The 21,708-nt window shown below is 68.5% G+C and carries 20 protein-coding genes; 7 read left to right on the forward strand and 13 right to left on the reverse strand.

What is annotated here, in order from left to right:
• Positions 1-86: 86 nt before the first annotated feature.
• The 5 genes from ASG43_RS14725 to ASG43_RS14745 form a co-directional block, all read right to left on the reverse strand.
• Complete coding sequence (locus ASG43_RS14725) at positions 87-1,067, reverse strand: PQQ-dependent catabolism-associated beta-propeller protein (protein WP_056506417.1); 981 nt, start codon at positions 1,065-1,067, stop codon at positions 87-89.
• Positions 1,068-1,286: 219 nt separating this feature from the next.
• The gene (locus tag ASG43_RS14730; RefSeq protein ID WP_056506421.1) at positions 1,287-1,553 is read right to left on the reverse strand and encodes a hypothetical protein; all 267 of its coding nucleotides are present in this window, start codon (positions 1,551-1,553) and stop codon (positions 1,287-1,289) included.
• Between the two features lie 387 nt (positions 1,554-1,940).
• Complete coding sequence (locus ASG43_RS14735) at positions 1,941-2,573, reverse strand: response regulator transcription factor (RefSeq protein ID WP_056506424.1); 633 nt, start codon at positions 2,571-2,573, stop codon at positions 1,941-1,943.
• The gene (locus tag ASG43_RS14740) at positions 2,573-3,922 is read right to left on the reverse strand and encodes a HAMP domain-containing protein (RefSeq protein WP_056506427.1); all 1,350 of its coding nucleotides are present in this window, start codon (positions 3,920-3,922) and stop codon (positions 2,573-2,575) included. Before ASG43_RS14740 ends, ASG43_RS14735 begins: the two co-directional genes overlap by 1 nt.
• Positions 3,923-4,026: 104 nt before the next feature.
• A complete protein-coding gene (locus tag ASG43_RS14745) occupies positions 4,027-5,289 on the reverse strand; it encodes an ABC transporter substrate-binding protein (RefSeq protein ID WP_056506429.1) in 1,263 nt (420 codons plus the stop codon).
• Between the two features lie 134 nt (positions 5,290-5,423).
• Between ASG43_RS14745 and ASG43_RS14750 the strand changes: the two genes are divergently transcribed.
• The 5 genes from ASG43_RS14750 to ASG43_RS14770 all read left to right on the forward strand — a co-directional run bounded on the left by ASG43_RS14750 (position 5,424) and on the right by ASG43_RS14770 (position 10,101).
• The gene (locus ASG43_RS14750) at positions 5,424-5,945 is read left to right on the forward strand and encodes a DUF3280 domain-containing protein (protein WP_082490929.1); all 522 of its coding nucleotides are present in this window, start codon (positions 5,424-5,426) and stop codon (positions 5,943-5,945) included.
• Positions 5,942-7,027, forward strand: coding sequence for a (5-formylfuran-3-yl)methyl phosphate synthase (locus ASG43_RS14755; protein WP_056506434.1), 1,086 nt, complete (start codon positions 5,942-5,944; stop codon positions 7,025-7,027). The genes ASG43_RS14750 and ASG43_RS14755 overlap by 4 nt, the downstream gene beginning before the upstream one ends.
• A gap of 210 nt (positions 7,028-7,237) precedes the next feature.
• On the forward strand, positions 7,238-7,876 hold the full coding sequence (locus ASG43_RS14760) for an amino acid kinase (RefSeq protein WP_056506436.1): 639 nt from the start codon (positions 7,238-7,240) through the stop codon (positions 7,874-7,876).
• A gap of 125 nt (positions 7,877-8,001) precedes the next feature.
• On the forward strand, positions 8,002-9,432 hold the full coding sequence (locus tag ASG43_RS14765; RefSeq protein WP_056506439.1) for a DUF6513 domain-containing protein: 1,431 nt from the start codon (positions 8,002-8,004) through the stop codon (positions 9,430-9,432).
• Positions 9,433-9,531: 99 nt separating this feature from the next.
• Positions 9,532-10,101: a DUF447 domain-containing protein gene (locus ASG43_RS14770; RefSeq protein ID WP_056506441.1), complete on the forward strand. Its 570-nt coding sequence runs from the start codon at positions 9,532-9,534 to the stop codon at positions 10,099-10,101.
• Between the two features lie 32 nt (positions 10,102-10,133).
• Here the strand turns inward: ASG43_RS14770 and ASG43_RS14775 are convergent, their stop codons facing one another.
• From ASG43_RS14775 to ASG43_RS14790, 4 genes are all read right to left on the reverse strand, one after another.
• The gene (locus ASG43_RS14775) at positions 10,134-10,694 is read right to left on the reverse strand and encodes a PQQ-dependent catabolism-associated CXXCW motif protein (RefSeq protein ID WP_056506445.1); all 561 of its coding nucleotides are present in this window, start codon (positions 10,692-10,694) and stop codon (positions 10,134-10,136) included.
• Position 10,695: 1 nt separating this feature from the next.
• Complete coding sequence (locus tag ASG43_RS14780) at positions 10,696-11,550, reverse strand: substrate-binding domain-containing protein (protein WP_056506449.1); 855 nt, start codon at positions 11,548-11,550, stop codon at positions 10,696-10,698.
• 7 nt (positions 11,551-11,557) lie between these two features.
• Positions 11,558-12,280 (reverse strand): cytochrome c, encoded by a 723-nt coding sequence (locus tag ASG43_RS22250; RefSeq protein WP_082490953.1) that lies wholly within the window; start codon positions 12,278-12,280, stop codon positions 11,558-11,560.
• A 237-nt stretch (positions 12,281-12,517) separates the two neighbouring features.
• Positions 12,518-14,362, reverse strand: a complete 1,845-nt coding sequence (locus tag ASG43_RS14790; RefSeq protein WP_082490930.1) for a methanol/ethanol family PQQ-dependent dehydrogenase — start codon at positions 14,360-14,362, stop codon at positions 12,518-12,520.
• A 706-nt stretch (positions 14,363-15,068) separates the two neighbouring features.
• On the opposite strand from ASG43_RS14790, the gene ASG43_RS14795 reads away from it, so the two are divergent.
• Together ASG43_RS14795 and ASG43_RS14800 are read left to right on the forward strand one after the other, a co-directional pair.
• On the forward strand, positions 15,069-16,037 hold the full coding sequence (locus ASG43_RS14795) for a quinoprotein relay system zinc metallohydrolase 2 (RefSeq protein WP_056506452.1): 969 nt from the start codon (positions 15,069-15,071) through the stop codon (positions 16,035-16,037).
• A gap of 135 nt (positions 16,038-16,172) precedes the next feature.
• Positions 16,173-17,048 carry a quinoprotein dehydrogenase-associated SoxYZ-like carrier gene (locus ASG43_RS14800; RefSeq protein ID WP_082490931.1) on the forward strand — a complete coding sequence of 292 codons (876 nt, stop codon included), beginning with the start codon at positions 16,173-16,175 and terminating at the stop codon, positions 17,046-17,048.
• A gap of 102 nt (positions 17,049-17,150) precedes the next feature.
• Here ASG43_RS14800 and ASG43_RS14805 read toward each other — a convergent pair whose 3' ends face one another.
• The 4 genes from ASG43_RS14805 to ASG43_RS14820 form a co-directional block, all read right to left on the reverse strand.
• Positions 17,151-17,531, reverse strand: a complete 381-nt coding sequence (locus ASG43_RS14805; RefSeq protein ID WP_056506455.1) for a hypothetical protein — start codon at positions 17,529-17,531, stop codon at positions 17,151-17,153.
• 138 nt (positions 17,532-17,669) lie between these two features.
• On the reverse strand, positions 17,670-18,638 hold the full coding sequence (locus ASG43_RS14810; RefSeq protein ID WP_082490932.1) for a beta-propeller fold lactonase family protein: 969 nt from the start codon (positions 18,636-18,638) through the stop codon (positions 17,670-17,672).
• Positions 18,638-19,186, reverse strand: coding sequence for an SRPBCC family protein (locus ASG43_RS14815; protein WP_156386717.1), 549 nt, complete (start codon positions 19,184-19,186; stop codon positions 18,638-18,640). The genes ASG43_RS14810 and ASG43_RS14815 overlap by 1 nt, the downstream gene beginning before the upstream one ends.
• A gap of 135 nt (positions 19,187-19,321) precedes the next feature.
• Positions 19,322-21,400 carry a 3-hydroxyacyl-CoA dehydrogenase NAD-binding domain-containing protein gene (locus ASG43_RS14820; RefSeq protein WP_056506800.1) on the reverse strand — a complete coding sequence of 693 codons (2,079 nt, stop codon included), beginning with the start codon at positions 21,398-21,400 and terminating at the stop codon, positions 19,322-19,324.
• Between the last annotated feature and the right edge of the window lie 308 nt (positions 21,401-21,708).

The raw sequence follows: 21,708 nt of genomic DNA on the forward strand, positions 1-21,708 counted from the left end.
CAGCGGGCCTCCACCCGCTCCGCATGGCCCAAACGGCCGTCGTCATGTCCCGGTGGAAACCGGCCCTGCCAGTTCGCTGGCCCCGGTCAGTTGACTGGAACGTCCGCCACCGCGACGCCCCAGGGCTGCTGCCCCACCTGCACCGACTTGATCACCTCGTCGTCCGCGACGTTCACGATCGAGATGTCGTTGGAGATACCATTGGTGGAGAAGAGGTGCGAGCCGTCCGGCGAGAAGACGAGCTGCCAGACGCGCTGGCCGACAAGAAGATAGTCGAGGACCTCGTAGGTCTTGCCGTCGACCACCGCGACGCGGTTGGCCGGTCCGAGCGCCACATAGGCCTTGGACCCGTCCGCCGTCAGGCGAACGCCGACCGGCTGGATCGTCTCGGAGGAGAGGCCGGGGATCTCGAACGTGACCTTGTGCTTGATTTCCTTGGTCGCGTTGTCGATCACGCTGACCGTGCCGCCGATCTCGGCCGAGACCCAGATCTCCGAGGAGTCCTGCTTGTATTCGGCAAAGCGCGGCCGCGAATCGACGAGCACGTTGGAGACGATCTGCTGGCTCTCCTTGTCGATGAAATGCGCCATGTTCGTCGTTTCCGACGTGTTCACGATCGTGTTTCCGTCCGGCGAGATGCCCATGCCCTCGGGCTCCACGCCGACCGGGATCTCGACGACGCGAGCCCCGGTGCCCAGATCGATCACGGTGACGAGATTGTCGTCCTCGTTGGCGACGTACATGCGTGTCCCGTCGGGCGAGACGACCATCAGTTCCGGGTCCGGCCCGGACGGCAGCGTTCCGACCTTGGCGTAGGTCTTGGTGTCGTAGACCTCGATCGTGTCGTCGTCGCTGGCGCAGACATAGACCTTCGTCCCGTCCGGGCTCGTCACGATGCCGCGCGGCCGCTGCCCGACCTTGATCGTGTGGATGACCTCGAAGCTCGTTCCATCGAGCACGGTGACGTCGTTGCCCTTCTCGTTGGACACGAAGATCTTGTAGGCGAAGGCGGGGCCGGCCGACATCAGGACGGTTCCGGCCAGCGCCGCTGCGATCAGGTTCCTCATCGTTCCTCCCGGTGGACGCCGCCGGTCCGGCAGCGCCTCTTGGTCATGTCGAGCATTCGGACCCGCCTCCTCGCGGCTCCGAAACCAGAAGCCATCGCAAATGGCTTTCGGTGTTCTGTTTGCGAATGTCTTAAACCGCTGACGCAGCTGAGACATTCGCAATTCTTTCGATGGTCGGACGCGTCAGCGTCTTCGACCGTTGATATGCCACGTCGCGTCTCACTCGTCGCTGGTCATGACAGTGATCTTGTAGTCCCCGTTCAGCTTGATGTCGTACTGCCCGATCTCGCATTGCGCATCATCGATCTCGAAAAGACTCGCACTTTCCTTCTCGATCTCCTCGGCCTTGCAGCCGACCTTGGCGATGGCCTCGGAAACCTTCGCGGCCTCGTCCGCGGACGCCATCGTGGCGGATTCCTGCGCGGACGCCGTGGCGACGCCGAGCGCGAGGGAGGCCGAAAGGATCAAGCTGGAGAGCGTCTTCATGGCATCGACCTCGTCGGAAATGCCCCGTGATCGGGCGGTTGCACGGCAGGGGCGACCAGGCGACCCAACGGGAGGCGGACGATGCGAGCAGGGCTCGACATCCGCGGATCAGGCGTCGCTCCGGCGGTGCCCGGCCGAACGACGCAGACAGGCTCGCCCCATGGAGAGCCGTGGCCGGCCGGCCTCGCTCGCGTTGGGAGCGCAGGAGGCCGGCCGAAATGCCCGCGAGGCGGATCATCCGGCACCGGTCGTCTTGGGAACCGAGCGGAGCGGCGAAGCCGACCTCGACATAGGGCTACCCCGCCCTGCCCCGTCCCGCCATGGGAGAACTTCCCGTCATGCGCCGAACGGCGAAGGCGCACGCCCCTATCCGCGTTCGAGATCGCGTCAGAGATCGCCGCGGTCGATCAGCCGTCCGCCCCGCGTTTCCACCGCGAAGCGGATGAGGTCGGAGGTGCGCTCGACGCCGAGCTTCTCCTTGATGCGGGTCGAGGTGTTGGCGATCGTCTTGTAGGCGACGCCGAGACCCTCGGCGATGTCGGACAGGCTCTGCCCCTCGCCCAGCATGTGCAGGATCTCGAGCTCGCGCGTCGAGAGCTTGCGCGCGGGCGCCGGGGCCTCGGCCGCATCGCCGCCGCTCGTCTCGGCGTCGACATGGGCTTCGCCCTTCATCGCCTTGCGGATGGCGAGGATCAGCTCGTCCGATGGCGCGCTCTTCGAGACATAGCCGAGCGCGCCCGCCCGCTGCGCCGAATGGGCGTAGACGAGGTCGGAATACATGGAGAAGACGACGATCCGCGCATCGGGATCGTCCGCCCGGAGCCGCCGGATCACCTCCAGCCCGCTCCCGCCCTTCAGGTTGATGTCGAGGACGACGACGTCGGGCCGCTCCCGGCGGAAGGCCGCGAGCGCCTCGAACGGCGTCTCCGCCTCGTAGACGGCGTCCGCCGGCAGGACGGCCAGAAGCCGCCTGACGCCCTCGCGCACGATCACATGGTCGTCGACGACGAGAACGCGCATCACTCGGCCGCCTCCCGCCGTGCCTCGGCCGCGGCGAGCGGCACCTCGCCGAAGATGCTGACGCCGGCGGGTATCCCCGTCTCGGTCACCGAGAAGCGCCCGCCGAGCCCCTCCACCCGCTCGCGCATGCCGATCAGCCCGTAGCCGCCGCGTTCGCCCTCCGGCCGCGAAAAGCCGCCGCCGTCGTCGCTCACGCGAAAGGAGATCGCGTCGCCCCCGTCGGCGACGCGGATTGCGACGTGCCGGGGATGGCCGTGGCGCAACGCGTTGTTCACCGCCTCGCGCACGGCGCGGACGACCAGCGCCTCGACGGCGGCGCCCGGATCGCAGTCCTCGACCGAAAGCGTGAAGGCGATGGCGGGATGGCGGGCCCGCGCCGCGTCCACCAGATGCTCCAGCGTCTCCACGAGGCCGAGGCCGGGCAGGATGCCCGGGCGAAGCTGGCCGAGGATCTTGCGCACCTGCAGCCGCGCGTGGCCGGCCGCCTGCCGGATCGCCTCGGTGCGGTCCACGATCTCGGACGGGTCCGCGCCGGCTTCGGCCAGACGCCGGATGCTCGCGGCATCGACGTCGACGGCGAAGAGGAACGGGCCGACATCGTCGTGGAGATCGCGGGCGAGCTCCGCGCGCTCCTCGTCGGCGAGGCGCGACAGCTGCTCGGCGAGCCGCTGTCGATCGCGCGCCAGCCCGTCCAGCCGCTCGGCCATGGCGTTGACGCCGCGCGCGAGCCGCGCCACCTCCGGCGGGCCCTCGACGGCGAGCCGGATGCGCGTGTCGCCCTGTCCGATCCGGTGGAAGGCGCTGGAGAGACCACCGAGCGGGCGCAGCGCCCGGCGCACCACGAGAAGGCCGAGCACGGCCGTCAGAACGGCGAAGACGAGGAGAAGGGCGAGGTCGAGCGCGAGCCCGCCCCAGATCTCCGCCACCTCGTTCGCCGGCATCACGACCACCATGGCCGCGACGATGGGCGCGGAACGGACCGTCATCGGGAGAATCGTCGTCGTCTGCGCCGGCGACAGGAGGGCGACGAAGAAGCCCGGCACCGACCGGTCGGGTTCGGCGAGCGCCGATTGCGCGCGCACCTGTCCGAAGGCGTCGATCATCAGGATGCGCACGTGCCGGTCCCCGTTGAAGGTCGAGACGAGCGAGGCGATGTCGGCCTCCGGATTGCGCGAGGCCGGCAGCGCCGCGATCAGCCGCGTCACGGCGTTCACCGCGACGCCGCGCGCGGCCTCGAGTTCGGCCCGGACCTCCTCCCCGGCCTTCACGTAGCCGAGCGCGGCGCCGAGGAGGAGCACCGCCACCATGGCGCCGGCGAGCGTGAGGGCGAGCCTTGCGAACAGCGACACGGGCGAGCGGTGCTTCCTGGCGAAACCGATCCCGGTCTTCTCCGCGAAGACGGGACCGCGGGGAGAAAAGGCCCCGGTGAAAGGTCTGGTTGGGGGTGCCGGCGTCAGAAGGCGCAGCGCGTCTCCGGCCGATCCGTGCCCAGCGTATCCAATTCCGAGGCCTGGTGCAAAAAGCCTTCCTGCGGCGAGGCCGAGACGACGGAGGTCTCGTTGCCGAGGATCACCGGCTGGCGCAGCTGCCAGTTCCAGTCGCGGAAGGTCAGGCGCTGCCCCTTGAAGGCGGCGACGGTGAAGTCCTTGCCCTTGATGAAGGCGTCGATGACGGCGGGATCGACCGATTGCGTGCGCGAGGCGGCCTCGCCGAGAATGCGGATCGCGGTCCAGACCTGCATGTCCTTAGCCTGCATGCGCCGGCCGGACGCCTTCTCGAAGCGGTTCTGGATCTGCGCCCCGCCCCATTGCTCGCTCGCGGGATGCCAGGAGGCCGGCACGAGCCCGGCCGTTCCCGCCACCGGGCGCGGGACCCAGGTGCGCCACGGGATGTAGGAGCCGAAGACCTCGCTCTCGTCCGCCACGAGCACGACATCGTGATCCGGCAGGCCCTGCATGAAAACCGGGATCTGGCGCTGGACCAGCGCCTGGCCGGAATCGGTCGCCCGCGCGCCGCCCTTGTCCTCGAAGATCCGCTCCTCGAGAATGGTGCCGCCGAACTTCTTGGCCGAGGTCTTCATCGCTTCCGCGAAGAGCTTGTCGCCCTCGTGGCTGCCGGTGATCAGCACCCAGTTCCGCCACTGCTTCCACATGAGATATTGCGCGAGCCCGTCGGTCAGCATCGAGCGCGAGGGCGCGGTGTGCAGAAGATTCGCCCGGCAACTCTCCTCGCGCAGCGAATCGTCCGTCGATCCCGCGTTGAAGACGAGCGCGCCCGTTCCCTTCATGGCGTCGGCGACCTTCAGCGTATCGGCCGCGGACAGGTCGGTCACGATATAGTGCACGCCCGCGGCCGACATCGCCTCCACGGCCGGCATCACGTCCTCGCCCGGCTTCAGCGTCGCCACGTCGAGCGCGAAGGATTGGCCCATGAAGGAGCCGGTCGTGTTGTTGTCCGCGATGGCGACATTGGCGCCGGCGATGCCGATATCGGGCGGCGGAATGTCGAGGACGGAGAGCGCCAGCGTGCGCTCGTAGGTCCGGATGAAGCCGACCTTGACCACCGCCATCGCCTTGGCGGCGGGCGGGGTGGCCGTGGCCGGCGCTGCCGCAGCGGGGGCCGGCGCGGCCGGGGTTTCCTGCGCGGCGGCGGGCCCGAGAAGCGCGATGGCGAAGAGCGCACCGGACAGCGGCCCGGCCAGGCGGGTGAGGGTCATGACGTTCCTCCCGTTTCCGCTCCGACCCGACGACGTCGGACACCGGACGGATTTTTCTTGGTCCCTTCCGGCGTCGGCGCTAGATCAGCCGAGCGGGCGCCGAGGGCCTTTGGCCGAGGAGGAGCAAAAACCCCATGCGAGTTCAAGCCGGAACTATTCCCGTTTTTCTTCTGTGTCTTGCAGCGCTTCCCGCGACAGCGGCGGAGAAGACGGTGGCGGTGTTCGATTTCGAGCTGATCGACACCAGCCTCGAAGGCGAGGTGAAGGGCGTCGACCCCCGCCAGACCGAGCGCCTGACGCTGCTCGCGCCGAAGCTTCGCGCCGACATCGAGGCCGAGCCGAAGCTCTCCATCGTCGAGATCGCGCCGGTCGCCGAAGCCGCGAAGGGACAGGTGCTCAACAAATGCGAGCGCTGCGCCCTCGATCTCGGCCGGGACCTCAAGGCCGACATCGTCGTGACCGGCACGGTGCAGAAGGTCTCGAACCTCATTCTCAACGTGAACGCCTACGGGCACGAGGTCGCGACCGGCAAGCTGGTGGCGCAGGGAAGCGCCGACATACGCGGCAACAACGACGAGATGTGGATGCGCGGCGTCACCGCGCTGTGGCGCAACACGCTGAAGAAGCAGTTCGAGGCCGTCGAGGCCGCCCCTTGAACACGTCCCTTCCGGCGGGTCCGACCGGTCTTCTCGCCAGCGTCACCGGCCCCGACGAGGCCGAGATCGCCCTCGCCGGCGGCGCCGACATCATCGATCTGAAGGACCCCGCCAAAGGGGCGCTCGGCGCGGTCGCGCCGGACGTCCTCGTCGCCACGCTCGCCCGCATCGCGGGCCGGCGGCCCGTTTCCGCGGTGGCGGGCGACCTTCCGATGGAGCCGGACGCCGTCTGCGCCGCCGTCGCGCTGCGTCGCTCCGCCGACCATGTGAAGATCGGACTCTTCCCCGCCTCCGCCGCAGACCGCCGCGCCGTTGTGGCGGCGCTGTCGCAGGAGGCCGCCCGCACCTCGCTGATCGCCGTCTTCTTCGCCGATGGCGATCCCGATTTCTCGCTGCTCGCCGACCTCAAGGCGGCCGGCTTCTCCGGCGCGATGATCGACACGATGAACAAGGGCTCCGGCGGGCTCCTGAAGCACCTGCCGACCGCCGAGATCGCCGCCTTCGTCGAATCCTGCCGGACCTTCGACCTCATCAGCGGGTTGGCGGGCTCGTTGGAGCCGCCCGACGTGCCGCGCCTCGCCGTCCTACGCCCGCACTATCTCGGCTTTCGCGGCGCATTGACGACCGGGGGTCGCGCCGGCCCCATCGATCCCCTCGCCGTCGCCGCCATGCGGGCCCTCATCGACGCGGAACAGGACCGACGCGTCGCCCCGGACAACGCTCCGACGGATCGGATCTTCGTGCGCGACATGGTGGTCGAGATGGAGATCGGCGCCTACGGCTTCGAGCGCGGCCAGCGCCAGAGCGTCCGCTTCACCGTCGAAGGCGACGTTGTTCGAACCGCCAGCCGCGACGACCGGATGGTCAGCGTCTACTCCTACGACATCATCATGGACGCCGTCCGGCGGCTCGTCGCCCGAGGCCATACCGATCTCGTGGAGACGCTCGCTGAGGATCTGGCCGAGATGCTGCTCGCCGATCCGCGATTGCGCCGGGTTCTCGTGCGCGTGGAGAAGTTGCAGCTGGGTCCCGCGGCCGTCGGCATCGAAATCCGTCGGCCGGACGCCGGGAGCCGCCTCTGACCACACTGGCAAGCATCCGCAATACTGTCATCATTGCGTCATGAGGTGCGCCCCTCGTGTGCGGTGCAGCATAGATTTCCAAGTCCTGCTCGGAACTTAGGTCGATTTTAGACCCTTGCCCCATTGTCGCCGCAACAGGGCGGGGCTTTAGTCTGCGACGGGTCGGCCCGCTTCCGGGTCGATGGTCAACATCGGTGAAGGGCACAATCGATGGACGAAATTCTGGTCGTCAAGCTGGGGGGCAGCTGCGCCTCCTCACCCGATTTCAACCGCTGGCTTCAGGCGATCGAGAAGGCGACCCGGCCGATCGTGCTCGTCCCGGGCGGCGGCCCCTTCGCCAACACGGTGCGTCGCTACCAGCCGCGCCTCGGCTACGACGATGCGGCCGCCCACCACATGGCGATCCTCGCGATGGAGCAGTTCGGCTGGGCGCTGGTCAGTCTCGGGCAGCGCCTCGTTCCCGCCGCCTCGCGCGAGGCGGTGAAGGCGGCGCTGGCGGAGGGCCGGATCCCGGTCTGGATGCCGGCGGCGACCGCCCTCGCCGCTCCTGAGATCGCGCAGGACTGGACCGTCACCTCCGACAGCCTCGCCGCCTGGCTCGCCGCCTCGCTGCCGGGCGCTTCGCTTCTTCTGGTCAAGCAGATCGACGTGCCGGCCGACGTCACGCTGGAGGCGCTCGCCGGGGCCGAGATCGTCGATCCGTCCTTCCTCGCCATGCTGCACCCCGACACCACGGTCTCGGTCGCGGGCCCCGCCGATCTCGTCCTCGCCGGCCACCAGTTCGCGGACGGCGCCGTGCCCGGCCACGCCATCGCGGCCGAACGGCGCATGGCGGTGGCGGCGGAATAGAAGGCTCGCTCCGGGGCTTCGCATCGCGGCGCCTCCCGTGCTAACGCATGGGACCGGCGCCGGGGGCGCCCGCGACCCGTCGAAGCCCTGCCGGGTCGGCCCTTTCCCCATCCGCATGGACCGAAATGGCGGGCGAGACGCTTCTATTCCTCACCGGACGTCTGGCCCTGCCGCGCCTCGAGCGCGTTCTGCAGGGGCTCGGCCGCACCAACTTCGACTGGGCGATCGAGGACATCGGCGTCAAGGTCGCCGCCCTCATGACCGGCGAGATCATCGAGCGGCGTTTGACGCGCCCGGTCGCGGCGACCCGCGTCGTCGTGCCGGGCCGCTGCCGCGCGGACCTCGACAGGCTCTCTGCGAGCTTCGGCGTGCCCTTCACGCGGGGGCCGGACGAACTGGCGGACCTTCCTGCCTATCTCGGCCGCAAGGGCGCTCCGCCCGATCTGTCGCGCCACGATATGAAGATCTTCGCCGAGATCGTCGACGCCTCCGCGCTGACCATCGAGGATCTCGCCGCCCGCGCCGGATCGCTGCGCGCTGCGGGCGCCGACGTCATCGACCTCGGCTGCCTGCCGGACACGCCGTTTCCCCATCTGGAGGAGGCCATCGCGGAGCTGAAGCGTCTCGGCCTTTGCGTCAGCGTGGATTCCGCCGATCGGGGCGAACTCGCCAGAGCCACCCGCGCCGGCGCCGACTATCTCCTCAGCCTCACGGAGGAGACGCTGGACATCGCGCGCGAGGGCGAAGCGGTGCCGGTGCTCGTGCCCGCCATCCCCCACGACATGGCCTCGCTCGACCGGGCCATTGCGCGGGCCGAGGCGGAGGGCATCCGCTTCCTCGCGGACCCGATCCTCGACCCCATCCATTTCGGCTTCTCCGCCTCGCTCGCGCGCTACCACGCCCTGCGCGAGCGCCATCCCGGCGTCGAGATGCTGATGGGCACGGGCAACCTCACCGAACTGACCGATGCCGACACGTCCGGCATCACGGCCATGCTGCTCGGCATCTGCTCGGAACTGTCGATCCGCAATCTCCTCGTCGTCCATGTCAGCCCGCACACCAGGCGCACCGTCGAGGAGCACGATGCGGCCCGCCGCCTGATGTTCGCGGCGCGGGCCGACGGAGCCCTGCCCCGCGGCTACGGCGCGGGCCTCCTCCAGATCCACGACACCAGCCCCTTCGCCGCGACGCCGGACGAGCTCGCCGCCCAGCAGGGCGCGATCCGCGACCGCAACTGGCGCATCGAGACCGCCGAGGACGGTATCCATCTCTACAACCGCGACGCTCATCACGTGGCGCGCGACGCGTTCGAGCTCTTCCCGCACATCGCCGTGGACGGCGATGTCGGTCACGCCTTCTATCTCGGCGCGGAGCTTCAGAAGGCCGAGATCGCCTGGCGCCTCGGCAAGCGCTACGCCCAGGACGCGCCGCTCGATTTCGGCGTCGCCGCGCCGATCCCCGAAACCGATCGCACGCGGCTCGAAGCTGCCGGCCACACGCTGAAGCCGAAGACGGCGGACGTGCGGCCGGACAGGGACGACCCCGGCGGCGCGTGACGACCGGCGACGGTGCCCCGGACGTGGGGCGTTCCCCGGCGGCGAGCGGCGGTCCCGGTGCCGCGCCTCGGGGGCGAACCGCAGACTGAAAGGACTGACATGCCGTATATTCGCGAGACGATCCTGACGACGGCCGATGCCGAGGGCCGCGTCCACATCGCTCCCCTCGGCATCATCGCCGAGGGCGGGGACTGGGTCGTCGCGCCCTTCCGGCCGTCGAAGACGCTCGACAACCTCGCCGCCACCGGCATCGCCGTCGCCAATCTGACGGACGATCCTCTGATTTTCGCCGGCTGCCTCACCGGCCGCAAGGATTGGCCGCTCGTCGCAATCGAAGGCTCGCCCGTGCCGCGTCTCGCCGCCGCCCTCTCGCACGACGTCCTCGTCGTCGAAAGCGTCGCGGAGGACGAGATCCGGCCGCGCTTCCGCTGCCGCGTCTCCACGTCCGGCCAGCACGCGCCCTTCACCGGCATGAACCGCGCGCGCGCGGCGATCGTCGAAGCGGCCATCCTCGTCAGCCGGCTTCACATGCTCCCCGCCGAGAAGATCGAAGCCGAGATCGCCTATCTCAACATCGCGATCGAAAAGACCGCCGGAGATGCCGAACGCCAGGCCTGGTACTGGTTGATGGAGCGCGTCATCGCGCATCTCGCCTCACTGGAGGCGTAACGGACGCGGCTGCGACGCGCGTCGGGACAGCGCTACTCGTCCGGCCGCGGCTCCGGCTCCCGCGGCTCCAGCGGCAGGCCGGCCTCGGCCCAACCGTCCGTGCCGTCGGGATACCAGTGGACGGCGGTATAGCCCTCGCCGATCGCGCGCTTGGCCGCGTTCCAGCTCATCCAGCAGTCGCGAAGGCAGTAGAAGACGAGCGCCCGGCTTTTGTCGCCCTTTGTCGCCCGGACCAGCCCGTCACGGAAATAGGCCTTCATCACGGGCGCGAGCTCGCCATAGCCCGTGTCCACGAGCCAGATCGAACCCGGAATGTCGGATCTCGGCTTCGGTCGCCAGACCGTGCCCTCCGGCAGTCCTTGCGGCTTCGGCGCCCGCGGCAGCGTATCGACGAAGATGGCCGCCTTCTCCTCGAAAAGCCGCCGGGCGGAGGGCGTGTCGACCACCGAGGCTCCGGCCAGGGTGTCCGGCGTGGGCGAGCGGTAGTCGTCCAGGCGATAGGCGGCCGGCTCCGGAATGCCATCGGCCGCCGTCGCCGCCATCGTCGATGCCGACAGAAGCGCGATCGCGAGCCAGGCGGCACCCCGCCGCATCTCAGCCCCCGTGCTTGGGCGCGATCGGCTGATTCGCCTCGTCGAGAAGCGGAATGCCGAAGGACAGGAGGATCTCGTTGATCTCATCCTGGTTCTCGCGGATCACGGTGTTCAGCCGGCGCTTCCACTCCTGATCGGAGGGCCGCACGCCCATCGTGATGCGGAAGATCATGGCCGGGCCGCCCTTGGGCTCCTTGACCAGCGGCGTCACGGTGTAGTCCTTGCCGGACTCGCGGGCATAGTAGCCGGCCATCGGCCCCCAGAGCACGGCCGCGTCGATCTCGCCCTTGCCGAGGTCCGCGATCATCGCCTGCGCGGAATTCTCGATCCGCGTGTCCACCATCAGCTGGTAGCCCTTCGCCCGGCCCATCAGTCCGGCCCGAGCGAGATAGGTGCCGGGCGGCGTGCCGGCAACGACGCCGATCCTCTTGCCCTTCAATCGCGGGTCCTCCAGCACGTCGACCCCGTCGAGGTCGCCGCCCTTCGGCACGATCAGCGCATAGGCCGTGCGATAGTAGGCATTGGTGTTCTGCACGAGCTCGTCGCCTTGCGGGTAGCTCATGATGACGTCGCAATTGTTGGCCCCGAGCGTCATGCGCACGAAGCCCGTCGCCTGCGGAAAGAAGCTGTAGGAGACGGACGTGCGCTCGAGCTTGCCCGCCAGGAACTTGGCGAGCGCGTTCTCGAACCCCTCCTCCTTCTCGTTGGAGAAGGGGAGATTGGACGGGTCTGCGCAGACGCGCAGAACGTTCGGATCGACGAGTTCGATCGAACCGCCGAACTCGCGGTCCTGCGCGGCAGCCGGAGCCAGGGCGGAGACGACCGCGGCGAACGCGAGGACGAGGCGGCGGATCATCACCGGATCAGAACCCGAGGCACGCGTTCTCGGCGGCCTGCGCTTCCTTGTTGACCGCCGGCTTCTTCGGCTCGCCGCGCGGAACGGCACCGTCGGCGCGTCCGCGCAGATAGACGTAGATACCGTCGAGGAAGCACATCACGTTGAGGTCTTCGCCCCAGGCCGGCATGATCGAGTTGACCGGATGCCACTTGTTCTGCTGGCCGTTCACGATGATGCCCGTGAAGTCGTAGTAGTTGATGCGCGTCAGCGATTCCGTGAGATTGGGCGCGAAGGACGAGCCCATGCCGTCCGGGCCGTGGCACTGCATGCAGTTGGCCATGAACTTCTTGTAGCCGCGCCAGGTGTAGTAGTCGAAGGTCCCGTCCGCATTCTTGGCATAGATGGGATTGCCGGCGGAATCGACGAACTTTCCGCCTTCGCCGGGCGTCGCTTCAGCGCCGCTGGTCATTGTGTCCGCCGATTGCTTGGCGCCATTCGCCGCCGGTGCGGCCGGTGCGGCCGGAGCGGCGGCGGTCGCGGCGGGTGCTGCTGCCGGAGCCGCCGGTGCGGCGGCGGCCGGAGCGGCCGGTGCAGCAGCGGCCGGAGCCGGCGCGGGCGCCGCCGGCGCGGCGCTGGCGGCCGGAGCGGCCGGAACGACGGTGGCGGGCGTTCCCGCATCTTGCGCGAGCGCGAGGCCGCAGACGGACACGGCGAGAAGGCTGGCGAGAGAGAGAACGCTACGGGTCATCGAAACCTCATTCTGATCCGGATCGGCCACACGAGCGGTTCCATGCCTCCGATCCCACCCGTCGAGGCGACGTGTCATGGATGGGAATCGCGGGTCCGCGAGGTGCAGCATCAAGGAATCCCGGCGACAGCAACGGCCGATCGCCGGGCTCCGGGAGAAAACGTTCGGGAAGTTCGTGCAGCTTCCCGTAGAAACGAAAACGGCTCCGCCCTTTCGAGGCGGAGCCGTTCAGTCGACTTACTTCGAGGCCGTCTGGTTCGGAACCGTGAAGACCGTCAGCTGACCGCCGAGAGCGGTGTACTTCGACAGGGCGGCGTAGCCGCCGACCGCGCCGAGACCGGCATTCGGGTCGGTCAGGCCGGCCGCGAGGCCGATGCCGGCCCAGCCGCCGATGCCCGACAGCACCGCGACATACTGCTGGCCGCTGTTCTCGTAGGTCATCACGTTGGCGATGATGCCGGACGGGGTCTTGAACTTGTACAGTTCCTCGCCCGTCGTCGCGTCGACCGCCTTCAGGTAGCCTTCGAGCGTGCCGTAGAACACGACGTCGCCAGCCGTTGCGAGCGCACCGGACCACACCGAGAACTGCTCGGGCAGCGACCAGACGATCTCACCCTTGCCCGCGTCCCAGGCGATGAAGTTGCCCATGCCGCCATGGCTGTTCGGAGCCGGATACATCGAGAGCGTGGCTCCGACATAGGGCTGGCCGGCCGTGTAGGCGACGCGGAAGGGCTCGTAGTCCATGCAGACGTGGTTGGTCGGTACGTAGAACAGCTTGGTCTTCGGCGAGAAGGCCGCAGGCTGCTGATCCTTCGTGCCGAGAGCCGCCGGGCAGATGCCCGTCGAGTTCACGTCTTCGCCGTTCTGTTCGGTCGAGTACTGGGCGACGACCTGCGGCCGGCCGTACTGGTCCGAGTTCTTGTCCATGACGACTTCCGTCGCCCAGTTCACGGCCGGATCGTACTTCTTGGCGACGAGCAGTTCGCCCGTGGCGCGATCCATCGTGTAGGCGAAGCCGTTGCGGTCGAAATGGGCGAGGACCTTGCGGTTCTGGCCGTCGACGTCGATGTCCGCAAGGATCATCTCGTTGATGCCGTCGAAGTCCCACTCGTCGTGCGGGGTCATCTGGTAGACCCACTTCGCCATGCCGGTATCGGCATCACGCGCGAAGATGGTCATGGACCACTTGTTGTCGCCGGGGCGCTGCGAGGGGTTCCAGGTCGAGGGGTTGCCCGAACCGTAGTAGATGAGGTTCAGCTCGGGATCGTAGGAATACCAGCCCCAGGTGGTGCCGCCGCCGATCTTCCACTGATCGCCTTCCCAGCTCTTCAGCGAGCTGTCGGGACCGACCGGCTTGCCGAGGGCCGTGGTGTTCTGCGGATCCATCAGCATTTCGGCATCGGGACCGGTGGAATAGGCGCGCCAGGCCTGCTTGCCGTCCTTGATGTTGTAGGCCGTCACCGACCCGCGAACGCCGAACTCGCCGCCGGAAATGCCGATCAGCACCTTGTCCTTGAAGACCATCGGCGCTGCGGTGCCGGTCTCGCCCTTGGACGGGTCGCCGTTCTTGGTGGTCCAGATGACCTCGCCCGTGTCGGCCTTCAGCGCGACGACGGTGGTGTCGGCCTGGTGAAGGACGATGGTCCCGGCCGCGCCGCCCTCGCCGGGCGCATAGGCGACGCCACGGTTGACCGTGTCGCAGCACATGACCGGAATGACGTTCGGATCCTGGGTCGGCTCATACTTCCACTTGATGGCGCCGTCGTTCTTCAGGTCGAGCGCGTAGACGATGTTCGGGAAGGGCGTGTGCACGTACATCGTGTCGCCGATCACGAGCGGATTGCCCTCGTGGCCGCGAAGAACACCGGTCGAGAAGGTCCAGGCGGGGACCATGTCCTTGACGTTCGTCTTGTTGATCTTCTCGAGAGTCGAATAGCGCGTGTTCGCGTAGTCGCCGGTCGGCATCGTCCAGTCGGCGGCATTCTTCGCCATCGTGGCGAGCGCATCGTTGGCCGATGCGGCTGAACCCAGCCCTAGGAGCAGCGTGCAGCCAAGTGCGGCTTTCGTCAGTGTCTTCAACATCGTTTCCTCCCAAGAACCGTGTCAGGTCGGTATCGCGAGCAAAATCGCCCACGTGTTACCGTTCGATCTCATTTGGGGAAGGTTCCCGGCAGCGTGTCACAACCGCCAATAGGGGTCTTGGTGGGCACCGTTGATATCGCCCTACCGTGGCCTTCGAGATTCGCGGGTGCTCCCAACACCTGCGACCTTGAAGCCGGAAACCATGGTGCAAGCTAGGCCGGGATCTCGAACGACGCAAGCTGTCCGGGACGGAAATAATATATGCACCGCAGCAAAACGCGCGTGCAATGCAGCAAGAAGGTCATTTCTACAGGTTTCCCTTTATGATATCTTAAGATCATCTTCCAATGCGGTCGGGCTTGAACGGCAGGCATCAAGACGGAACTCGTCGCATCGACGTGGAAGCGCTGTATACTATGTCGCATGAAATGAATTGGATGAGCCAAGACGCCGCGAGGGATGTCCCGGCGACGTGGATCTTCTTGTACCGGAGGAGGTGTGGCGCCGAACATCGCCCGGCGTCAGCAACGAAACGACTTGTCGTCACGTTCGTCGCGCCGGCGCGACCCGATGACGGAACCGCTTCTTCGGCGCACGAGGCGCTGACATCCTCGTTATCTCGGCGCGAGACGATCGCATCTCATCATAAAGTATCAGTCGGCCTGAACGCTTCGCTCGGCTGAAACAGAACCCTGGAGTCCGCTTCATGATTCGGCGCCGCGATATCCTGGGCGTTCTCGCAACGCTCCCCCTCCCGATGTCGGCCCTCCCCGGCTCGGCGCTTGCGCAGTCGGCCGGTGCGGCGGCGGCGACGCCGACCGAAACGACGTTCGTCGAGGTCGCCGAGGGCGTTCATGTGCGCGTTGGTCCCGTGGAGGAGATGACGCCGCACAACCGGGGCGGCGTCGCCAATCTCGGCTTCGTCGTCGGGCGCGAAGCGGTCGCCGCGATCGATTCGGGCGGCAACCCCGCCGAAGGCGCCGCGATGATCGCGGCGATTCGCCGCGTCACGGATCGCCCGATCCGCCATCTCGTCGCGACCCACATGCATCCCGACCACATTTTCGGCAATCAGGCCTTCAAGGCGATCGGCGCGGAGATCGTCGGCCATCATCGACTGGCCGCGGCGCTCGGCGCGCGCGCCGAGAGCTACGCGATGTCGATGACGGCCGAGATCGGCGCGGCCGCGATGGCGGGCCTCGTCGTCACCCTTCCCGACACGGGGGTCGCCGACGAGCGCGTGCTCGATCTCGGCGGCCGGACATTGCGCCTGAAGGCCTGGGACACCGCCCACACCGACAACGACCTCACCGCTTTCGACGAGACATCCGGCCTTCTCTTCGCTGGCGATCTGGTCTTTCTCGATCATCTCCCGGTGATCGACGGCAGCTTGAAAGGCTGGCTCGCGCAGGTGCCGGCGCTGAAAGCGGTGCCGGCCCGCGCGGTCGTGCCCGGCCACGGCCCCGCCACGGCGCCCTGGCCGACGGCGATCGACCGGCAGACGGCCTATCTCGAAGCCCTCGCGCGCGACATCCGACAGGCGCTCGCCGAAGGACGGACCCTGGCCGAGACGGTCGGCACGGCCGCGCAGGACGAGGCGCGGAGCTGGAAGCTCGCCGACGCCTATGCCGAGCGGAACGCCACGGCCGCTTTCGCCGAGCTCGAATGGGAGTGACCCGTCCAGGGCGAAACCCTGCCGAAGCGGCCGGACGCCCGCCGCCGAAGTTGATCGGGCCTCGCCTTGAGATTTGACGACGCACGGCTCACACTCTGGCCAAATGGGCGCTTCAGACCCAACCGGGAGACGAACATGGCAGCGATCGCGCGCAATTCCCGTTCTCATCGCGTGGAGGAAGCCGGCCCGGCGCGTTGGGCTGCTCTCTTCGGCGCCTCGCTCCTGACCGTCTCGCTCTTCGTCGCGCCGGCCTCTGCCGCGTCGCCGACGCCGGAGGAAGCAGCGGCCGCGGCCGATTCGGCCTGGCCGGGCCTCGTCAGCGACGTCTTCGACGACCGGCCGATGCAGGACGGCACCGGCGTTGTCTCGCTGGAAGCGCCGATGCGGGCCGCCGATCCCGCGGTCGTGCCGGTCAAGCTGACATTCGCCCCGGAGAAGAAGATCCGCAAGGTCACGCTCGTCATCGACGAGAACCCATCGCCGGTCGCCGCCACCTTCACCATCGGGGCGGCTTCGGGCCTGACGGAGATCGAGACCCGCGTCCGCGTCAACGCCTATACCGACATCCACGCCGTCGCGGAGGCCGAGGACGGCACGCTCTACATGGTCAAGCGCTTCGTGAAGGCGGCGGGCGGCTGCGCTGCGCCGGCCGCCAAGGATGCCGCCGCGGCGGCGAAGTCCATGGGCGAGATGCGGCTGAAGCGCTTCGCGGCGGAGGCCGGAGCGAACGGCGCGCGGGACACGGCGCAGCTGATGATCCGCCATCCCAACAATTCCGGCCTGCAGAAGGACCAGGTGACGCTTCTCTACATCCCCGCGCACTTCGTCTCGGATCTCACCGTGACGCGCGGCGCGGATCTGGTCTTCGCCATGAGCGGCGGGATCTCCATTTCGGAGGACCCGAACTTCCGCTTCGATTACGATCCGAAGGGCGACGAGCCCTTCACGGCCAAGGCGGTCGACACCGAGGGCAAGGTCTTCGAGAAGACCTTCGCCGGCAGCGATTCCTGAAGCGAGGCGCCGGCCTCGCCGCGCCGCGGGGTCGCTCGACCGTCGGTCACGCGCATCGAGGCCCGTGGGATCGGAACCGCGGGCTTGCCGATACGCCGGGCCTCACTCGAAGCAGCGGATTTCCGCCTCCGCCTGTGCGCGGCGGAGATCGCCGATGGCGTTCTTCGACTCGACGCCCGTCTTGAAGAGAACGCCCTTCTCGCCCGTGACCTGTCCCATCGACAGGAAGGTCGACGCCTCGACATAGCGCTCGTAGGGCACGACCGAGGCGACGACGTCGAAGGAGCAGGAGCAGCGCTCCAGCGATTGCGGGGTGTTGCCGTTGGCCTGCATGCAGCCGAACACGTAATCGGCCGTGGCCGTGGTCGGATAGTCGTTCGGCGCGGCCGCCGTCCCGGCGGCGATCTGGGCGAGCGCCGGCGCGGCCCCGCCCGCCGCCGACCCCAGTGAAAGCGCAATCAAAAGCACGGCATATCTCGTCATGGCAGCGTCCTCCGAAAGGTCTGGAGCGTCGTGCCGCCGTTCGGCCGCGCGAGACGCTCGATTCTGTCGATCCGCTTCGCTGGGCTTTCGATGGCCCGGCCGGATGCCCGTGGCAGAAGTCAGGTCGCGAGCCGCTCGTCAGGGCCGCGACGCGATGAACCGGCCGAAGGCGCGCGGCCCGTCGCCGACCTCCACCGTCGCGACGGCTTTCAGCGTTCTGGCATCGATCTTGGTCAGGATGTTGTCGAACCAGCTGGCGACATAGACGAAGTCTCCGCCCGTCCCCGCCTCGATCCCTTCGGGATATTCCCCGACCGGAATCGTTTCGATCGCGGACCGGCTCTTCGCATCGAAGACGCTGACCGTGCCGCCATATTGATCGGTGACGAAGACCCGCCCTCCGGTTTCGGCGCTCGCATAGGGCCGCTGGCCGACCGGCGCCGAGCCGATCACCGTGCCCGCCTTCCAATCGACGACGCTGACATCGTCCGAGCCGACATTGGCCGTGTAGACGCGCGTTCCGTCGGGCGAGAAGCTGACGCCGAAGGGCCGTGTTCCCACCTTGATCGTTCGCGAGACGGCCAGCGTCGCCACGTCGATCACCGAGATCTGGTCGGAGTCGCGATCCGCCGTCACGACGGTCGAGCCATCCGGAGAAACGGCGACCCCGGAGGGCGATTGCCCGACGCCGACGCGGGCGATGATCACGCCCGCCACCGGATCGATCACGAACAGCTGGTGCTCGAACCAGTCCGCGACATAGACGGGCGCGCCGGACGGATGGACCGCGATCCCGAGTGGCCCGCCCGACAGAGTCATGCGCTTCAGGACCGTGCGCGTCTGCGTGTCGATCACCGCGAGGGACTTGGCTTCGGGGCTCGTGACATAGACGCGGGCGCCATCGGCGGAAACGGCGACGCCCGCAGGCTTGCCCCCGATCGGGATCGTCGCCTCGACCGTCATCGTTTCGAGATCGACGACCGAGAGATCGTCGCTCGACTGGTTCGTGACGAAGGCGACGTCGCGCGCCGCCGCCGCGCCGCCGGGCGCGCAGAGCAGCGGGAGCCCCGCGGCGAGCGCCCACGCGGCTCGGCGCAAGCGCGTCATCAGCTGCCCGATTCCACCGCCGTCTTCAGCCCGCCGAGGCCGGACAGCGTGAAGGCGGTGACCGCCTTGATCGCGGCCTCCTCGTTCAGCTCCGGCGGCGGATCGTTGTTCGGATAGCCGCGATAGAAGGCGCTGCGCCATTCCACCAGGGAGCTTTCCGGCGTCTTGCCGGGCTTCACGGTGATCGTGTCGGAATAGTTGTTCACCGGCAGGACCTTGACGTCGACCTGCGGGAGCAGGGTCGAGACGGTCATCTTGGCGTCGTCGTACTTGTAGAGCTCCTGCGTCAGCTCGCCGCCGTTCTTGAGGACGACGAGGCGCGTGGTCTTCACGACATTGCCGGGCGCGGCATTGGTCGATGCGACGTCCGGATGCCAGGACATGTCGCCGAATTCCTTGATCTTCGCCCAGACCTTGGCCGGAGGCGCGGCGATCTCGACGCTCTCGGTGACCTTCTGGCGGGTCGGCCCGTGTGCGGATGCCCCGGCGGGCAGAAGTGCCGGCACCAGAAGAAGCGCCGCGAAGGCGCTGAACAGACGTCGGTTCACGACGATCCTCCCATGTCATTTCCGTCTCGGTGCCCGGCCGAGAGACTAGACGATCGACCGGCGAGCGAAAGCCGCAATCGCCGGGATCACCGAAAAATCAGCGCGCGCCGATCTCCGGCTCCCGGCCTCGGGCCGTCAGAAGAGCCCCGTGAAGCTCCCCTCCTCCCGGACGAGCCGCTCCAGGAGGCCGGATGGACGGAAGGCGCTGCCGAGCGCCGGCTCGTGGCGGCGCAGGACCTCCAGCACCTCGCCGAGCCCGTTCGCGTCGGCCCAGAACATCGGCCCGCCCATGACGGGCGGCCAGCCGTAGCCGTTCACCCAGACGACGTCGATGTCGGAGGCGCGCGCCGCGATCCGCTCCTCCAGGATCTTCGCCCCCTCGTTGATCATCGGATAAAGGCAGCGCTCGAGAATTTCCCGATCGGTGATCGCCCGGCGCTGGAGGCCGGCGGCTTCGGACAGCTCCCGCACGAGCCCCTCCGTGACCGGCGAGATCGTCGCGGTCCGTTCGGCATCGTAGTCGTAGAATCCCGCCTTGGACTTCTCCCCGCGCCGGCCGATCTCGCAGAGCCGCGCCCGGAGCGAGCGCCCGCTCGAGGCTTCCCGGCTCCAGCCGAGATCGAGCCCGGCGAGATCGGCCATGCGGAACGGCCCCATCGGCAGCCCGAAACCGGTGAAGACGCGGTCGACGTCCCACGGCATCGCTCCTTCCAGCACGAGCCGGTCCGCTTCCTGGCGCCGCACGCGCACCATGCGGTTGCCGATGAACCCGTCGCCGACGCCGACCGCCACGCCGACCTTGCCGAGCGACTTGACGAAGGCCATGGCGGTGGCGGCGACCTCGGGGGTGGTCTTCGCCCCGCGCACCACCTCGACGAGCTTCATCACATGGGCCGGCGTGAAGAAATGGAGGCCGATCACCCGCTCCGGCCGCTTGCTGCCGCCGGCGACCTGGTTGACATCGAGATGGGACGTATTCGTGGCGAGGATCGCGTCCGGGCGGACGATCGCGTCGAGCTTGCCGAAGATCTCGCGCTTCACCGCCAGCGTCTCGAACACCGCTTCCACGACGAGGTCGCAACCGGCGAGATCGGACAGGGCGGTGGAGGGCGTCAGCCGGGCCATGCGCCCGGCGACCGCCTCGGGCCGCAGCCGTCCCTTGGCGGCCGAGGCCTCGAAGGCGGAGCGGATGGCCGCGACCCCGCGCCCGAGCGATTCGCGGGCCGTCTCGACGATGGTGACGTCGAGGCCACCGGCGAGGAAGGCCATGGCGATGCCGCGGCCCATCGTTCCCGCCCCGACGATGCCGACGCGGGCGATCGGCTTCGGCCGCGTGCCCGCGGGAAGGTCGCCGAGCTTGGCGGCGGCGCGCGTGGCGGCGAAGAGATAGCGCTGCGCCTTCGACTGCGGCCCGTTCATGAGCTCGGCGAAGATCTCCCGCTCGCGGGCGAGGCCCTCCTCGAAGGGCAGCCGCGTCGCCGCATGGAGCGCGTTCAGCGCGCCCCGTGCGGCGTCGTTGCGGGCGATGATCCGCGCGTGCCGCATCTTCGCGGCATCGAACATGTCTGCGGGATCGATCGTCCCGGCGAGCCGGCCCGCATCCGCCGCGATGCGCCGGAGCGGCGTTCGCTGCTCCAGATGAGCCCGCGCGAAGGCGGTCGCCGCGGAGCGGAGGTCGCCATAGGCGATCTCGTCGATGAGACCGAGCGTCCGCGCCCGTGCCGCGCCGATCGGCTCGCCCGTGAGGATGAGATCGAGGGCGTGGGACAGGCCGACGAGGCGCGGAAGGCGCTGCGTGCCGCCGGCGCCCGGAATGAGACCGAGCTTGATCTCGGGAAAGCCGAGCTTGGTGGACGGCCGGGCGATGCGCGCATGGCAGGCGAGCGCGAGCTCCAGCCCGCCGCCGAGCACCGTGCCGTGGAGCGCGGCGACCACGGGCTTGCCGGCGCCTTCGATCGTCGCGATGAGGGCCGCCAGCGTCGGCTCGGCGATCGGCCGCCCGAATTCGCGGATGTCCGCCCCCGCGATGAAGGTGGCGCCCTCGCACAGGATCACCACGGCCTCCACCCCGGGATCGGCGAGCGCGCGCCCGAGTCCTGTCGCGATCCCCTCCCGCAGGATGCGCGAGAGGGCGTTCACCGGCGGATGGTCGAGCGACAGGACCGCGATCCTGTCCTCGATTTCCAGCCGGACGACCTCGTTCACGATCGTCATCGCGCCGTCCTCCCCCGTCGATGGCCCGGCGGGATTCGCGACGCGATCCCCGCCTTCGAGCGGTGGCGTCTTTCGCGCAATTTCGCAAGGCCGTTCGCGCCTCGCGATGCCGCGCCGGGCGAAGGCGTCAGAGGGATCGGAGTCGTCTCGAACCGGCCGCTCGATCTTCGGCCGCCCGGTCCGCAAGAACGGACCGGTTCGACGAGTAGATCGGGAGCAACCCGCCTGCGTTCCACTGATCAACGCGATCGCCGCGACCTGAAACGAAGCCTGCTCACGGCGCTCGTCTTGCGCCGCACCGACGGCGA

It is taken from the genome of Aureimonas sp. Leaf454 (genome assembly GCF_001424685.1).
Classification (GTDB): domain Bacteria; phylum Pseudomonadota; class Alphaproteobacteria; order Rhizobiales; family Rhizobiaceae; genus Plantimonas.